This is a genomic window from Streptomyces sp. NPDC001852 (assembly GCF_042891825.1).
Taxonomy (GTDB): Bacteria; Actinomycetota; Actinomycetes; order Streptomycetales; family Streptomycetaceae; genus Streptomyces.
In genome coordinates this window covers 17,285-32,950 of record NZ_JBIATN010000005.1, presented here as the reverse complement: position 1 = coordinate 32,950, position 15,666 = coordinate 17,285, and the positions used below count along the sequence as shown (strand labels likewise).

The 15,666-nt window shown below is 73.3% G+C and carries 13 protein-coding genes; 8 read left to right on the top strand and 5 right to left on the bottom strand.

Features of this window, described 5'->3' with window-relative positions:
* Positions 1-3: 3 nt before the first annotated feature.
* The 4 genes from pcaG (at position 4) to ACFYZB_RS10365 (ending at position 3,923) form a co-directional block, all read left to right on the top strand.
* Complete coding sequence (gene pcaG / locus ACFYZB_RS10380) at positions 4-606, top strand: protocatechuate 3,4-dioxygenase subunit alpha (protein ID WP_351212325.1); 603 nt, start codon at positions 4-6, stop codon at positions 604-606.
* Positions 603-1,943 (top strand): 3-carboxy-cis,cis-muconate cycloisomerase, encoded by a 1,341-nt coding sequence (gene pcaB, locus ACFYZB_RS10375; RefSeq protein ID WP_388756611.1) that lies wholly within the window; start codon positions 603-605, stop codon positions 1,941-1,943. The genes pcaG and pcaB overlap by 4 nt, the downstream gene beginning before the upstream one ends.
* Entirely contained in the window at positions 1,940-3,067 is a 1,128-nt protein-coding gene (gene pcaD, locus ACFYZB_RS10370; RefSeq protein WP_388756609.1) for a 3-oxoadipate enol-lactonase, read from the top strand. The genes pcaB and pcaD overlap by 4 nt, the downstream gene beginning before the upstream one ends.
* Before the next feature lie 64 nt (positions 3,068-3,131).
* Positions 3,132-3,923 carry an SDR family NAD(P)-dependent oxidoreductase gene (locus ACFYZB_RS10365; RefSeq protein ID WP_388756607.1) on the top strand — a complete coding sequence of 264 codons (792 nt, stop codon included), beginning with the start codon at positions 3,132-3,134 and terminating at the stop codon, positions 3,921-3,923.
* A 16-nt stretch (positions 3,924-3,939) separates the two neighbouring features.
* Here the strand turns inward: ACFYZB_RS10365 and ACFYZB_RS10360 are convergent, their stop codons facing one another.
* Positions 3,940-6,624 (bottom strand): ATP-binding protein, encoded by a 2,685-nt coding sequence (locus ACFYZB_RS10360; protein ID WP_388756604.1) that lies wholly within the window; start codon positions 6,622-6,624, stop codon positions 3,940-3,942.
* A gap of 411 nt (positions 6,625-7,035) precedes the next feature.
* Between ACFYZB_RS10360 and ACFYZB_RS10355 the strand changes: the two genes are divergently transcribed.
* A complete protein-coding gene (locus tag ACFYZB_RS10355; RefSeq protein WP_388756601.1) occupies positions 7,036-8,094 on the top strand; it encodes a DUF2510 domain-containing protein in 1,059 nt (352 codons plus the stop codon).
* Positions 8,095-8,270: 176 nt separating this feature from the next.
* Here the strand turns inward: ACFYZB_RS10355 and ACFYZB_RS10350 are convergent, their stop codons facing one another.
* Entirely contained in the window at positions 8,271-8,885 is a 615-nt protein-coding gene (locus tag ACFYZB_RS10350) for a TetR/AcrR family transcriptional regulator C-terminal ligand-binding domain-containing protein (protein ID WP_388756599.1), read from the bottom strand.
* Between the two features lie 243 nt (positions 8,886-9,128).
* Between ACFYZB_RS10350 and ACFYZB_RS10345 the strand changes: the two genes are divergently transcribed.
* The gene (locus tag ACFYZB_RS10345; protein WP_388756596.1) at positions 9,129-9,932 is read left to right on the top strand and encodes a phosphatase PAP2 family protein; all 804 of its coding nucleotides are present in this window, start codon (positions 9,129-9,131) and stop codon (positions 9,930-9,932) included.
* On the top strand, positions 9,929-10,876 hold the full coding sequence (locus ACFYZB_RS10340; protein WP_388756593.1) for a hypothetical protein: 948 nt from the start codon (positions 9,929-9,931) through the stop codon (positions 10,874-10,876). Before ACFYZB_RS10345 ends, ACFYZB_RS10340 begins: the two co-directional genes overlap by 4 nt.
* 60 nt (positions 10,877-10,936) lie before the next feature.
* On the opposite strand, the gene ACFYZB_RS10335 is transcribed toward ACFYZB_RS10340, so the two are convergent.
* The gene (locus tag ACFYZB_RS10335; RefSeq protein WP_388756590.1) at positions 10,937-11,272 is read right to left on the bottom strand and encodes a hypothetical protein; all 336 of its coding nucleotides are present in this window, start codon (positions 11,270-11,272) and stop codon (positions 10,937-10,939) included.
* A 143-nt stretch (positions 11,273-11,415) separates the two neighbouring features.
* Between ACFYZB_RS10335 and ACFYZB_RS10330 the strand changes: the two genes are divergently transcribed.
* Positions 11,416-12,378 (top strand): SDR family NAD(P)-dependent oxidoreductase, encoded by a 963-nt coding sequence (locus ACFYZB_RS10330; RefSeq protein WP_388756587.1) that lies wholly within the window; start codon positions 11,416-11,418, stop codon positions 12,376-12,378.
* 112 nt (positions 12,379-12,490) lie between these two features.
* Here ACFYZB_RS10330 and ACFYZB_RS10325 read toward each other — a convergent pair whose 3' ends face one another.
* Together ACFYZB_RS10325 and ACFYZB_RS10320 are read right to left on the bottom strand one after the other, a co-directional pair.
* Entirely contained in the window at positions 12,491-13,375 is an 885-nt protein-coding gene (locus tag ACFYZB_RS10325; RefSeq protein WP_388756584.1) for a phospholipid scramblase-related protein, read from the bottom strand.
* A gap of 66 nt (positions 13,376-13,441) precedes the next feature.
* Positions 13,442-15,490 (bottom strand): phosphocholine-specific phospholipase C, encoded by a 2,049-nt coding sequence (locus ACFYZB_RS10320; protein ID WP_388756581.1) that lies wholly within the window; start codon positions 15,488-15,490, stop codon positions 13,442-13,444.
* Between the last annotated feature and the right edge of the window lie 176 nt (positions 15,491-15,666).

Below are 15,666 nucleotides of genomic sequence, written 5' to 3'. Positions count from 1 at the left end.
GCCATGACGAAGACCGACACGAGCAGCCCGGAGCAGGTGCTGCCCACCCCCTCCCACACGGTCGGCCCCTTCTACGGCTACGCCCTGCCCTTCCGCGGCGGCGAGGAGATCGCCCCGCTCGGCCACCCGGACACCATCACCGTGCACGGGTACGTCCTCGACGGCGAGGGCAATCCGCTGCCGGACGCGCTCGTCGAGGTGTGGGGGCCGCGCCCCGACGGGACGGTCCCGCAGGTCGACGGCTCCATCCGGCGCGACCCGGCCACCGGCGGGTATCTCGGCCGCAACGGCGTGGAGTTCACCGGCTGGGGGCGTATCCAGACGGACGCCGACGGCCACTGGTACGCGCGCACGCTGCGTCCCGGCGCACGCGGCGGGAACGCGCCGTACCTGAGTGTCTGCGTCTTCGCGCGCGGCCTGCTCGTCCACCTGTTCACCCGCGTCTACCTGCCGGGCGACGAGGCCGCGCTCGCCGCCGACCCGCTGCTCACCCGGGTGGGCGACCGGCGCGACACGCTGATCGCCGCCGAGGAGGGTCCGGGCACCTACCGTTTCGACATCCGCCTTCAGGGCGAAGGCGAGACGGTCTTCCTGGAGTTCCAGTGACATCTGCGCCCCCTCCGTACGCCGACACCGGTCTGCTCGCACCCGAGTGGGCGCTGTCGGACGCCGCGACCGAGACCGGTGACCACGCGTATCTGCGGGCGCTGCTCGACGCCGAGGCCGCGCTGACCCGGGCGCAGGCCGCACTCGGGCTCGCCCCGGCCGAGGCCGCCGCGGCGGTGACCGAGGCGGCCGCCCCGGAGCGGTTCGACCTCCGCGGTCTGGCCGCGCGGACCCCGGCCGGCGGCAACCCGGTCATCCCGCTGGTCGCCGACCTGACGCGAGGGGTCGGCGAGGAGTACGGCCCCTACGTCCACCGGGGTGCCACCAGCCAGGACATCATGGACACGGCGACGATGCTGGTGGCCGCGCGCACCCTCGGCCTGGTGCTCGCCGACCTGGGCCGCGCCGAGCGGGCGCTGGCCGCACTCGCCGCCGGGCACCGGGAGACGGTGATGCCCGGACGGACGCTCACCCAGCACGCCGTACCGACCACGTTCGGGCTGAAGGCGGCCGGCTGGCGCTCGCTGGTCCTGGACGCGCGGGACCGCGTCACCCGGGTGCGGGACACGCTCCCCGCCCAACTCGGCGGCGCGGCCGGGACCTTGGCCGCCTTCCAGGCGTACGGCGCCCAGGACGCCACGGCGCTGACGGCGGCGTATGCCCGCGAAGTCGGCCTCGCCGCACCGGCGTTGCCCTGGCACACGCTGCGCACGCCGATCGCCGACCTGGCGGGGTGCCTGGCCTTCGCCGCGGGGGCGCTGGGCAAGCTCGCCGTGGATGTGCTGACGCTCTCGCGCACCGAGATCGGCGAGGTGAACGAGGGCAGCGGCGGCGGCTCGTCGGCCATGCCGCACAAGGCCAACCCGGTGCGCGCCACGCTCCTCCTGGCCACCGCACGGCGTGCCCCCCAGCTCGCCGCGACGCTGTACGGCTCCCTCGCGGCCGAGGACGAGCGGCCGGCCGGCGCCTGGCACGCCGAGTGGGAGCCGCTGCGCGACCTGCTCCGGCTGGCGGGCGGCGCGGCCGCCCACGCGGCCGAGCTGGCCGAGGGCCTGCGCGTACATCCCGCCGCGATGCGCCGGAACCTCGGCATCACCCGGGGCCTGATCGTGTCCGAGCGGCTGTCCGCCGCCCTCAGCCCCGTCCTCGGCCGTGCGCGTGCCAAGGAGCTGCTGACCCAACTGGCCCGCCGTGCACACGCCGAGGACCGGCCGCTGCGCGAACTCCTCGCGGAACAAGTCGAGTTGAAGGACATCGACGTGGACGACCTGTGCTCCCCCACCCACTACACCGGCTTCGCCGGAACCCTCACCGACCGTGCCCTGGAGCGACGTTGACCGAGAAACTCCTCAACCACCTGGCGGAAGGCCCGGTCTCGGCGCCCCCGCTGCTGCTGGGGCCGTCGCTCGGCACCTCGTACGCCCTGTGGGACGCGGTCGCGCCCGAGCTGTCGGCCGCCCACCGCGTGGTGCGCTGGGACCTGCCCGGTCACGGCGGTTCGGCGCCGGAGCTGATCGGACCGGGAGCGACCGTCGGCGACCTCGCCGCGCTGGTGCTGGCCCTCGCCGACGCGCTCGGCATCGACCGGTTCGCCTACGCGGGCGTCTCCCTCGGCGGCGCCGTCGGCCTCCACCTGGCCGTGCACCACCCCGAGCGGCTGACCTCCCTGGCCGTGCTGTGTTCCTCCGCCCACTTCGGTGGCGGCACGGCCTGGCGGGAGCGGGCGGGGCGGGTGCGCCGCGAGGGCGTGGAGTGGCTGGTGGAGAGCGCCGACGCACGCTGGTTCACGCCGGGGTTCACCGTCCCGAGGCTGGTCCGGGACCACCGGGAGGCCGATCCGGAGGCGTACGCGGCCTGTTGCGACGCGCTCGCCGCGTTCGACCTGCGCGACCGGCTCGGCGACATCGCCGTACCGACCCTGCTGGTGGCGGGCCGGCAGGACCCCGCGACGCCCCCCGCGCATCTGCGGGAGATCGCCGACGCGGTGCCCGGCTCGGCGCTGGTGGAGCTGCCCGGCGCCTCCCATCTGGCGCCCGCCGAGTGCCCGCGGGCCGTGCTGACGGCGCTGCGCACCCAGCTCGACGGGCCGCCGGCCAGCGGGATGGCGGTGCGCCGGGAGGTGCTGGGCGACGCCCACGTGGACCGGGCGCAGGCCCGGCAGACCCCGTTCACCGGCCGGTTCCAGGACTTCATCTCCCGCTACGCCTGGGGCGAGATCTGGACCGATCCGACGCTGTCCCGGCGCGAGCGCAGCATGATCACGCTGACCGCGCTGGTCGCCCACGGCCACCACGACGAGCTGGCGATGCACGTACGGGCGGCGCGGCGCAACGGGCTGACCCCCGGGGAGATCGGCGCGGTGCTGCTGCAGACCGCCGTCTACTGCGGGGTGCCGGCCGCCAACTCCGCGTTCGCGACCGCCCAGCGGGTGCTCGACGAGGAGGACGGCGAAGGAGGGTGACCCTGCGGGTCGTAGCTTCAGCAGCACCTCCCTCACGGCGGCGGACCGCGCCTAGGGTGGGACCATGTCCACCATTCTGATCACCGGCGCCACCTCGGGACTGGGCCGGTACGTGGCCTTCGAACTGGTCCGTGCCGGCCATGTCGTCCTCGCCCACGGCCGCGACCGGCAGCGCACCGAGCGGCTGGTCGCGGAGCTGAGCACGGAGGGCGAGGCCGAGGGGTTCGTCGCCGACCTGGCCCGTCTCGCCGAGGTGCGCGAACTGGGCGCCCGGGTCGCCGAGGCCCGTCCCGAACTCGACGTGCTGATCAACAACGCGGGGGCCGGTGGCGGCACGCCCGGCTCCGGGCGGGAGCTGAGCGCCGACGGGCACGAGCTGCGGCTCGCGGTGAACTATCTCGCGCCGGTCGTCCTCACCCGGTCCCTGCTGCCGGTGCTGCGCGCCAACACGCCGGCCCGGATCGTGAACGTCGGCTCGGCCGGCCAGGAACCCCTCGACGTCACCGACCCGGAACTCACGCACGGCTACAGCGGGATGTCGGCGTACTGCCGCAGCAAGTTCGCCCTGGCCGCGCACACCTTCACGCTCGCCGAGGAACTGGCGGACAGCGGGGTGTCGGTGAACGTCCTGCACCCCGCGACCTTCATGGACACGGCGATGGTCCGCGAGAGCGGGATCGCCCCGTGGAGCTCGGTCGCGGACGGCGCGGCGGGCGTACTGGCCCTGGCCACCGGGGAGTCGGGCAGCGGCGGCTACTTCGACGGGACGCGGCGGGCCCGGGCGCACGAGGAGACGTACGACCCGGAGGTCCGCAAGCGCCTGGCGACGGTGACGGAGCAGCTGCTCGCGGTGTGAGGTCTCCCGAACCGGGCTACCGCAGCCCCCGCCCCGTCTCCAGCACCTCCCTCGCCCGGTCCGCCAGTCCCTCCGCGCCGCACGCCCGGGCCAGGTCCAGACCGCGGCCCAGCTCCGTGACGGAGCGGGCGGCGATGCCGTACTCGACGCGGGCCGCCGCGTGTTCGTACTGGCAGGGTGAGGCCTCCAGGTAGGTGACGGCCCGGGCGGCGAGCTGGACGGCGCGCCCGCCGGTCTCCAGGGCGGCGGCGCAGCGCAGGGCCTCGCCGATGGCGGTGTCCGTGCCGAAGCGTTCGGCCTGCCGGCGGGCGTCGGCGGCGAGCTGTGCGGCCCGCTCCGGGTCACGGTCGGCGAGAGCCCTGGCGAGGTCGACCGACCAGGGCGAGAGGACCGGGTTGTGGCCGCCGCGCGAGGCGGCGATCTTCTCGGCGGCCTCCAGCTCGTGGACGCCCTCCTCGGTGCGGCCGACGGCGAGCAGCAGCCGGCCGCGTACGCAGCGGATGTCGGGCAGCACGATCGTGGAGGGGTAGGGCGGCGCGAAGCCGTACTGCTCGGCGATGGACCAGGCCTCGTCGATACGGCCGCGGGCCAGCAGGGTGTCGACCAGTCCGCAGGTCGCCGACCAGTACAGCGGCAGGCGGCGGCCGACGCGTTCGGCGAGGACCAGGGCCTCGCGCAGGGTGGACTCGGCGTCGCGCAGCCGGCCCTGCCTGCGGTAGGCGAGCCCGAGGAAGGCGTTGGCGAGGGAGAGGTGGCCGCCGCGCCAGCCGGCACCGGTGTAGACGCGCAGGGCCTCGGCGAAGAGACTCTCGGCGCGGTCGAGCCGGTCGGCGTAGGCGTATGCGCTGCCGAGCATCATCAGCAGCTCGATGCCCCATTCGGGGTCGGTCCAGCCGAGGCCGGGGGCGAGCCGGCCGTTGACGAGGGCGCGGTCGCACTGTTCGAGCACCTCGTCGGCACTCTCGCCGTGGGTCATGGCGTCGAAGCCGCGCAGGATGAGCAGGGCGCGTTCGGAGTTGTCGCGGCCGGTGCAGGTGCTCGCGAGTTCGGCGAGGCGCCGGGAGCGGGCCGGGGAGACGGTCTCGCCGTGGATGCCCTCCCACATGAACTGCACGGCCTGCAGCCGCATCTTCACGGATCCGGGTTCGTGCCGGGCCGCCTCGGCCTCGACCGTGCGGACGGCCTCCTCCAGCTGGTCGTTGTGGAGCAGCGCCTGGGAGAGCCGGACCACCGCGTCGACCCGCCGCTCGCCGTCGAGTCCGGGCATGCCGAGCGCGAACTGCAGGTGGTCGATGGTGACGGCGGGTGCCGTGAGCAGGGTGGCGCAGCCCAGTTCGTACAGGACGTGGGCGTGGACCTCGGGGAGCGGCGGCTCCTGCAGGGCGCGTTCGAGGCAGGTGCGGGCCGCGTCGGGCGCGCCGACGGCGAGGTGTTCGCGGGCGGCCTCGCGCAGCTGCTCCACGAGTTCCTCGTCGCCGTCGGGGTGCACCTTCAGCAGGTGCCGGGCGGCCTGGGCGGCGCCGCGTCCCAGCTCGGTGATGATCTGCGCGGCGACTCCGTGCATGGCCGTGCACACGCCGGAGGGGATGGAGTTGTAGACGGTGGTGGCGATGACCGGGTGGACGAACTCCAGCTCGCCCTCCTCGCGTTCACGGCCGGCCGTGGGCTCCGGTTCGGTGAGGATGCGGGCGGTGCGGAGCAGCTCGGCGCTGTGCCGTGCGACGGACTCGTCCATGGTGGCGAGGCGGGCGACCATGTCGACGGTGATGCCGGTGCCCAGGATGGCGGCCGCCCAGGCGAACTGGGTGGCCTCCAGACCGAGCCCCTTGAGGCGGTCGACCAGTCCGCCGCCGCGGGCGGCACGGTTGAGGGCGCGCAGTTCGCCGGCCCGCGCCTCGACCGGCTGCAGTTCGCTGTCCCGCACCTTGGCGAGGAGTTCGGTGGTCTCGTAGGGGTTGCCCCCGGTGACGGCCCAGACCTCGCGGCAGAACGCGTCGTCGGCGTGGCGGCCGAGGGCGGCCCGGGTGAGGCCCGCCGCGGCGTCGGGGGTGAGGGCCCTGAGGGTGGTGACGGGGCGGCCCGCGGCGGCGGTCACCGCGTCGAGGTGGCGGGCGCTGTCGCCGCTGACCTCGCCCGGACGGCGGGCGACCACGACGAGGACGGAGAGGTCGTCCAGGCGTTCGGCGAACGCGGCGAGCCAGCGCAGGGTCTCCTGGTCGGCCCAGTGCGCGTCGTCGATCAGCAGCACCAGCGGCCACTCGCGGCGGGCGAGCCGGCGCACCGCGGCGACGAGTCCGTCGCACACGTACTGCGGGTCGGCGCTGCCCTCCTGCGGATCCGCTATGCCGAGGGCGGGTCCGGCGATGTCGTACCAGTCGCCGAGGTACTCGCGGGCCTCCTCGGGCAGTAACGACAGCAGGGCGGGCTGGAGCAGTTGCCGCACCACGTTGAACGGGACGGACTTCAGGGTCTCGGCGCCGCGCGCGGACCACACGACGCAGCCGCGGCGTTCGGCGATGCGGCGTGTCTCGGCCAGCAGCGCGGTCTTGCCGACTCCCGCCTCGCCGCGGAAGACCAGCAGGCTGCCCGCGGACGACTGGTCGGCGCACAGGAGGTCGAGTGCCTGTGCGACGGTGGCGATCTCCGCGTCCCGCTCCCACAGGGAAGCCGAGGCGGCCGTCGGCGGCCGTCCCTCCGTCATCCCGTTACCTCCCCAGGTCGCCCGAATGATGTACGGAACATGAGCGTAGCCGTCCGGTGGGAGGCGTGGTGACCGGTCGGGGCAGCTGTTGCCCCGGCGGGTGAAAGTGGGTGCGGGCAGGCGACGCGCACCCGGCCCGAACAGCCGGTCCACAGCGGACGGACCGTCAACCTCGCCTGGGGCGGGGCGGGTTCCGGGCGGGCGTGGTGGCGGCCGGTTTCGCCGGGCGCCCTGGTTCGAGTGGCAGGAGGTGCAGGAGCCCGGTGTCCACGGCCTTCCGGGGCAGGACGTCGGCGACCGGGGGGCCGTAGGCGAGCAGTGGGAAAAATCCTGGTGCCGAAATGTCCGGTCCGGTCGATTGGCGGCGGATCCTCTCATCACACTTTCACCGTCGCCTCATACGGTGGGTTCATGACGCAGGTGACTCCCCCCGGGTGGTACCCCGACCCCGGGCAGACGAACGACGGTCCGCCCACCGAGCGCTGGTGGGACGGCAAGGCCTGGACGGACCAGACCCGCCCCGCCGGGACGGCCGCCACGTGGGGTCCCCCGACACAGCCGCCGCCCGCCGGCGGCCCGCACCCGGCGGCGCCCACGGCCCCCGCCTACGGCGCGCAGCCCGGGTACCCGGCGTATCCGGGCTACCCCGCCCCGCCGCCGAGCGGGTCCCGGCGCCGTGTGCGCACGGGGGTGGCCGTCGCGGTGGCGACCACGGTACTGGCGAGCATCGCGCTCGGCGCGTGGGCCCTGACCGAGGATCCCGGCGGCGGCAGTGCCGACCGGGCCGGGTCGCGGCAGGGCGCGGCGGGCGGACAGGACGGTGGTGCGGGCGGCGGTTTCGGCGGTCAGGGAGGGTCCGGGGGCTCGGGGGGCTCGGGCGGTCCCGGTGGGTCCGGTGGGGCCTCGCCGTCGCCGAACCAGTCCGAGGCTCCGAAGGTCAAGGGCGGCGGCACGGTACCGGACCCGGTCAACGGCATCACTCTTCCGGTGCCGAAGGGCTGGACCGGGCAGACGATCAGCGTCGGCGCGCAGGTGACCTCCGACGACTCCTACAAGTGCCCGGGCGACTCCAGCCAGACCTGCACCGCGGGCGGCGCCTACACGGCTCCGGCCCAGGCGCTGCGCATCGCGGGCGACACGGCCGAGAAGGTCGCCGAGGCGGACATCGCGGCCAACGCCAAGGAGTCCTACGGCGGGACCACCTACGGCAGCATCACCTCGCACCAGGTGCTGGGCTCCGGCGCGGTGACGGTGGCCGGGCAGAAGGGGTACATGGTGCGCTGGAAGGCGGTCACCAGCAAGGGCGCCGACGGCTATGTCGAGTCGGTCGCCTTCCCCTCCCCCGACGACGCCCAGCAGATCGTGGTGGTGCGCTTCGGCGTCGACGTCGGCCAGGACGCATCGGTCATCGACGAGATCCTCAGGGGGATCAAGGTGTCGTCCGGCGGCGGGAACGGCCAGGACGTGTGATCCGTGGCCGCCGGGACGCGATCCGGCCGGCGGCCCCCGGACGTGATGCGGCCGGGTGGGGCGCCCCTCCGCTCAAGAGGAACCCCACCCGGCCGGGGGGTGCGCGCCGCCCCCGTCCCCACGGTGCGGCGCCGGCAGGTCGCCGTTCAGTCATCCCGTGAACGGCGGCCTGGGTCTCAGGTCAGCCCGAGTGCGGGCAGTACGGCGGCCTCCACGAACCCGGTGAGATAGTCGCTGTCGGCGTACTGGCCGCAGAGCACCGGCCGGACGCGCAGCACTCCGAACATCATGGCCGGGACGTAGTCCAGCGCCGGATGCCCGGCCCGGACCTCGCCCCGGGCCACGCCCCGCGCGAGCATCTCCTGCAGCGCGGCGATCTCCGGATACACCAGTGCCTCGCGCAGTGCCTCGGCCAGTTCGTGGTCCGCGGTCACCGCGGGCCCCAGCGCCTGGAGCAGCTTGGTGTCCTTGCCGGACCAGTCCCCCACGGTCCGTGCGGCCTGGCGCAGGTCCTCGGCGAGCGATCCGGTGTCGATGCCGGCGAACCTCACCCGGCGGTTGGCGCGCAGCGCGGCCGCGACGAACTGGGGCTTGGTCTTCCACTGCCGGTAGAGCGTGGACTTGCTGCACCGGGTGCTGGCGGCGACGCCCTCCATGGTCACGGACTCGTAGCCGCATTCGCGGATCTGCTCGAGCACGGCGTCGAAGAACTCCCGCTCACGCTCGGGCGTGATCTTGGAGCGGCGCGAGGCGACGACCGTCTCCGGTGCGTCCGCGGCCTGCGACGTCATGCGGTGCTTCCCCTCACTCGTGTCCGGTGGGCCGTCGGCGCACGCCCCGCTCAAGCGTTTCTCCAGCGGCGCGGTCGACCCTTCTCCAGTGTGTCGTACCTCAACCGATACGCAAGTGTACCGGTACTCGACCGTATCGGTACACTGGCGTATCGGTACGATGACGTATCGATGAGCTCGGTCCAGGGGGCCGGGGCTCGTCCGCACCACCACACGCACGACCGTCAGCGAAGGGGCCGGGGGATGAACGCCCGAACCGAGCCTGCAGAGGCAGCAGCGGAGCCGCCGGACGCCCTGGCGCGCCCGGCGCTCATACGTGAGCTTCTGCTGGTCGCGGGACTCTTCCTCGTCTACAAGCTCGGCCGGCAACTGGCCACCGGGCACACCGCGAACGCCCTGCACAACGCCCACCGCGTGTGGGACCTGGAGCGGGCACTGCACCTCCCCCGCGAGAACGCCGTACAGTCCGCACTGCTGCACGGCGACACCCTCGTCCACCTGGCGAACACCTACTACGCCACCGTCCACTTCCCGGCGACGCTCGCCTTCCTGGTCTGGCTGTACCTCAGACGGCCCGCGCACTACGTGTGGGCCCGCCGGGTCCTCGCGGTCGTCACCACGGCCGCGCTGGTGCTGCCCTTCACGTTCCCGCTGGCCCCGCCGCGGATGCTGGCCGGTACCGGCCTGGTGGACACCGCACGGGTCTACGGCCCGGACGTGTACGGCCCGCCGTCCAGCGACCATCTGTCCAACCAGTTCGCGGCGATGCCGTCGCTGCACTTCGGCTGGGCGCTGATGGTGGCGATCGGCCTGATCGCGGCCACCCGGTCCCGGTACCGCGGGCTGTGGCTGCTGCACCCGCTGATCACGCTGCTGGTGATCGTGGGCACGGCGAACCACTACTGGCTCGACGCCGTCGTCGCGACGGCCATGCTCGGCGTCGCCCTCGCCGTGATCCGTCCGCCGCACCGGACCGCCGGCACGGCGGACCGCGGCGCCGGCCGGCTCGCGCCGCGCGAGCCCGTCCTGGCGGGAGCGGCCCGATGAGCGCCGCCGCCGTGATCGCCGTCGCCCTCTCCCTGATCTCGGCGATCGCCTACGCGCTGGCCGCCGTCGCCCAGGAACGCCTCGCCTCCCGCACCACCGGCACCGGCCTGCTCCGGCTGCTCGGCACCGGCGCCTGGTGGTCGGCGGTCGGCCTGAACGCGGCCGCCGCCCTTCTGCACGTCATCGCCCTCAAGTACGGCCCGCTCACCCTCGTCCAGCCGCTCGGCGCGCTCACCCTGGTCGCGGCCGTACCGCTCGGCGCGCGGGCGGCGGGGCGCCGGGTCAGCGCGGTGGAGTGGCGCGGTACGGCGCTGACGCTGCTCGGGCTCGCCGCGCTGCTCGTCACCGCCTCCGGTCCGGCGCCCGCACGGGTGCTGTCGCTGACCGAGGCACTGGCCGTCGCCGGTACGACCGCGGCCGCGATCGGCATGCTCTCCCGGCCCGGCGCCCGGCCGGGCCTCAGGCACGCCACGGCGTCCGGCTTCGCCTCCGGTGTCGCCTCGGCGCTGACCCAGACGGTGACCGTGGCGGCCACGGACCGCACGGGCCCGGTCCTGAGCACCGAGGTCGTCGTGGTCGCCGTACTCGTCGCCGCGTTCGCCGTCGGCGGGCTGCTGCTCTCCCAGACCGCCTACCGCGGCGGCCTCGGCGCGCCGCTGGCCGTGGTCACCCTCGCCAACCCGTTGGCCGCCGCGGTCATCGGCCTCACCCTGCTCGGCCAGGGCCTCCACGGCGGCCCGGCCGGCCTGCTGCTGGCGCTCGCCGGAGCGGGCCTGGCGTCCTGGGGAGTGGTGCTGCTGACCCGGGTCGCGCCGGAACCCGTGCCCGAGGACGACGACCACCCCGTGGCCGCGGTACTGGCCCTGGAGCCGGGCACGGCGACCGCCGAACCGGCCCTCGTGCCGCGGCAGCCGGAAGAGCCCGGACATCTCACGGCGCTCTGACTCCGGATGCGCCGGCACGACCCCGAACCCGTCACGGGGTGTGAGCGGTGACGGGCCGGATCACTCCGGGTGGGCCACAGCTTCCTTCTGCAGTTGCACCGCCGCCAGCAGGCTCAGCCTCGGCTCCGCCTGACGCAGTGCCTTCACCGCCGCGACCGAGGCGATGTCCCCCTCGAAGCCGACCGCGGCCAGCCGGGAGCGGACCCAACGGGCGCGCACCTGGCCCTCGGTGGCGGCCGCGGTGGACTCGACGAGTGCGGCGGCCCGTTCCAGGCCCGGGCGCTGCTCGGGCGATGCCTCGGCCAGCGCCGTGCGCAGGGCGACGGCGACCAGGTCCGCGTCCCGGATGACGGGCACGACGTCGTGCCTCTTGTTCAGTCCTGCGAAAACTGCCATGTGGATCATGGTGGCTTCCGCACCCTCCGCGTGGCAAAACACTTGAGGTTTCTCAGAGGCATCTCTCAGAGGCTCTTCTCAGCGGTCCGGCCGCCGGGGCCGCGCTTGACTTCGAGAGCACTCGAACTCGTAGCGTTCCGGACATGAGCACCGCACAGCACAAGATCGGCTCGGGTTTCGGCGCCACCAGCACCGCCGACGACGTCCTGCAGGGCATCGACCTGACGGGCAAGCTCGCCCTCGTCACCGGGGGTTACTCGGGCATCGGCCTCGAGACCACCCGTTCGCTCGTCAGGGCCGGCGCCCACGTGGTCGTGCCCGCTCGCCGCCCGGCCACCGCCGAGGGCGCGCTGGCCGGCCTTCCCGGCGTCGAGCTGGACGAACTGGACCTCGGCGACCTGGAGAGCGTGCGCGGCTTCGCCGAGCGGTTCCTCGCCTCGGGCCGGACCATCGACATGGTGATCGACAGCGCCGGGATCATGGCGTGTCCGGAGACCAGGGTCGGGCCGGGCTGGGAGGCCCAGTTCGCCACCAACCACCTCGGTCACTTCGCCCTCGTCAACCGTCTGTGGCCCGCGATCGCGCCGGGCGGTGCCCGGGTCGTCTCCGTCTCCTCCCGCGGCCACCACTTCTCCGGTATCCGCTGGGACGACGTCCACTGGCGGCGGGGCTACGACAAGTGGGAGGCGTACGGCCAGGCCAAGACCGCCAATGTCCTGTTCGCCGTCCAGCTCGACAGGCTCGGCCGCGACGCCGGTGTCCGTGCCTTCGCCCTGCACCCCGGCGGCATCATCACCCCGCTCCAACGGCACCTGCCCAAGGAGGAGATGATCCAGCGCGGCTGGATCGACGAGGACGGCAACGTGCTCGACCCCGAGGGCTTCAAGTCCCCGCAGCAGGGTGCGGCCACCCAGGTGTGGGCGGCGACCTCGCCGCAGCTCGACGGGCTCGGTGGCGTCTATCTGGAGGACTGCGACATCGCCGAGGTCGCGCCGGAGGGCGACGAGCGCGTCGGCGTCAAGGACTGGGCGATCGATCCGGAACAGGCCGCCCGGCTGTGGGAGCTCTCGGCGGAGCTGACCGGGGTGAACGCGTTCGCCGCCTAGCTCCGGGGCGTTCGGCCCCACCGCACGACAGCGGCCGGCACGCGTGCATCCCGCGCACCGGCCGCCATGGCCGCACCTGTGGTGCCGCGTGTCCTCCCCCGTCGGGGCCCGCTCAGTTCCAGCCCCGCGAGTCCTGCTTGAGCGCGGTGTCGACGGTCAGGGCCGTCGCCACCACGAGGCTCAGCAGCGGCTCGGGCAGCTGGTAGTGGATCTGCAGGACGTAGTTGTCCGCGGTCGTGAACAGCGTCTTGGCGAGGCCCTCCCAGGTCTTGGTGATCCGGGCGACCTCGTTGTCCGCATGGTCGACGATCGCGAAGTTCCACGCCCGCCAGTTCTCCGCCTTGATCGCGCCGACCTGCTGGCCGTTCGCGTTCATGGCGAAGTTGATCTTCCCGATCATGTTCTGCTGGACGATCTCGCCGACCGGCGAGCCGTCCGGACGCGTCACGACGACCCGGGACTTGAAGAACTTCGCGGGCCGGGTCAGCACCAGCTGCGGCTGGCCGTAGGCGTCACGGATCTCCAGCTTGTGGGTCATGAACTGGTCGAGGCTGGAGACGAAGCGCAGGATCTTCTTCAGCGCGCCCTGCCCGACCTCGGTGACCGAGCCGATGTCCCGGCCGTGCTGGTCCATGACCTTGTACTCGTTGGTGAGCTCGATCAGCTTGGCCTTCTGGTTCACCACCAGGACGGGCTCGGTGAAGAGGGTGCCGCCGCCGGGGCCGCCGGCCGCGACCCCGGCCTGCTGCTGCACCTGGCGCTGCACCTTGGGGTCGGCGGCCTGCGCCTGCGGGGCGCCGAACTGCTGGGCGGGCGCCTGCTGCTGCGGGACGCCGAACTGCTGCGGGGCGGTCTGCTGCTGCGGAACCTGACCGGCGGGCTGCTGCGCCGGGTTGGTGTGCTCGGTCCACTGCGTGCCGTCCCAGTAGCGGAGCGTCTGCGGCGCTCCGTGCGGATCCGGGTACCAGCCTGCCGGAGTGTTCGATTGCGTGGTCACCGGGGCACACTACCTTGATATGACCCGTACCTGACCAGTCCGCACGGAGCGGTGTTCATCGCCCGTTCACTCCGCGGCGATCGCCGGGTCGCTGACGCCGGGGTGACCGTTCTCGACATGGCCGGCGAAGCCGCGCAGGAACGCCGGGTCGGCCTCGCAGGTGACCGTCACGTCGTACCAGCGCTTGCTCGCCGTGAGGTCCACGGTGTGCCGGACGGTCGCGCCGGGCCGTACGGTCACCGTCGCCGGGGCACCGCCGTAGCCGCTGACGACCTTCAGCCTCACCGTGCCGGAGCCCTTGTTGGTGAAGGTGAGTTCCAGGTCGTCGCCCACGTGCCGCGCGGTCGCCTCCGGTCCCGCGGCCCCGCCCTTGCCCTTGAAGACGCGCAGGAAACCGTTGGGGCCGTGCACGGCGAGGTCGTGCACGCCGCCGGAGTAGGCCGAGTTCCAGGTGTCGGAGAGGGACTTGCCGGCCGCGGTGGTGTAGGTCCAGGGGCCGTCGGTGCGGTTGCCGGAGGTCACCAGGAAGGCGGTGCCCGCGTGCGCCCCCGAGGCGAACGTGAGCGTGAGGGTGCCGGCCGCGCTGTCCGCGGAACCGTCCACGACCGGGGCGTACTTCAGCGGGCGGGTGGGCCGGCTGCCGCGCTCCTGCCTGGGCAGGGCGGGGTGCGCGGGCGGCTTGGGCACGTAGTCCGGGTGCCGCTTGTGGTCCGGCGGCTCGTAGGCGGCCGTGGACGGCAGCGCCACCGGCTTGGTGTCCTTCCGGGAGAAGTCGAAGGCGCTGGTCAGGTCGCCGACGATCGCGCGGCGCCAGGGGGAGACGTTCGGCTCGTGCACACCGAAGCGGCGCTCGATGAACCGGATGATCGAGGTGTGGTCGAAGGTCTCCGAGCAGACGTAACCGCCCTTGCTCCACGGGGACACGACCAGCATCGGCACGCGCTGGCCGAGGCCGTAGGGGCCGCCGGCATGACTCGCGTCTCCCTTGTACAGGTCGAGGGAGGGGTCCACGGTCGACTTGCCCCGGTCGCCGGAGGCCGGCGGGAAGGGCGGGATGACGTGGTCGAAGAAGCCGTCGTTCTCGTCGTAGGTGATGAACAGCGCGGTCTTCCCCCACACCTCGGGGTCGGAGGTGAGCGCGTCCAGGACCTGGGAGACGTACCAGGCGCCGTAGTTGGCGGGCCAGTTGGGGTGCTCGGTGAAGGCCTCGGGGGCGACGATCCAGGAGACCTGCGGCAGCTTTCCGGCCTTGACGTCGGCCTTCAGCTGGTCGAAGAAGCCCTCGCCCTTGCGTGCGTCGGTGCCGGTGCGGGCCTTGTCGTACAGCGGGTCGCCGGGCGCCGCGTTGCGGTACTGGTTGAAGTAGAGCAGGGCGTTGTCGCCGTAGTTGCCGCGGTAGGCGTCCTGGATCCAGCCCCAGCCGCCGTTCGCGTCCAGGCCGTCGCCGACGTCCTGGTAGATCTTCCAGGAGACCCCCGCCTTCTCCAGGCGCTCGGGGTACGTCGTCCAGCCGTAGCCCTTCTCGTCGTTGCCGAGGACCGGGCCGCCGCCCTGGCCGTCGTTGCCGACGTAACCGGTCCACATGTAGTAGCGGTTCGGGTCGGTCGAGCCCATGAACGAGCAGTGGTAGGCGTCGCAGATGGTGAACGCGTCGGCGAGCGCGTAGTGGAACGGTATGTCCCCGCGGGTCAGGTGTGCCATGGTCGTGGTGCCCTTGGCCGGCACCCACTTGTCGTACCTGCCCCCGTTGAAGGCGGCGTGCGTGTCCTGCCAGCCGTGCGGCAGGTCCTGGATGAAGGCGAGGCCCAGGTCGTCGGCGTCCGGGTGGAAGGGCAGGATGTCCTTGGTGCCGTCGGACTGCTGCCAGACCGAGCGGCCGTTCTGCGAGACGGCGCGGGGGTCGCCGAAGCCGCGGACTCCCCGGAGCGTGCCGAAGTAGTGGTCGAAGGATCGGTTCTCCTGCATGAGGACGACGATGTGCTCGACGTCCTTGACCGTTCCGGTGCGGTGGTGCGCGGGCAGTGCGGCGGCGCGCTGGATGCTGCTGGAGAGCGCGGTGAACGCCGTGGTGGCGCCCGCGAGTTGGAGGAATCGGCGCCGGTTGACTTCGGGCATGGGTCTGCGGGTCCTCTCGTCCTGACGTAGCGCGACACCGTCCAAGTGACGGAATCTGCGCGGAGCGAGTGTTCCAAGAGCACCAAACGTCAGGGAAGGGTCTGGTGGCGCCCGTGTGAAAGTCGGGGGTACGGCAGGAGTGGGGAGGGTACGGCTCGTACCGGTGTCGCGTCGGC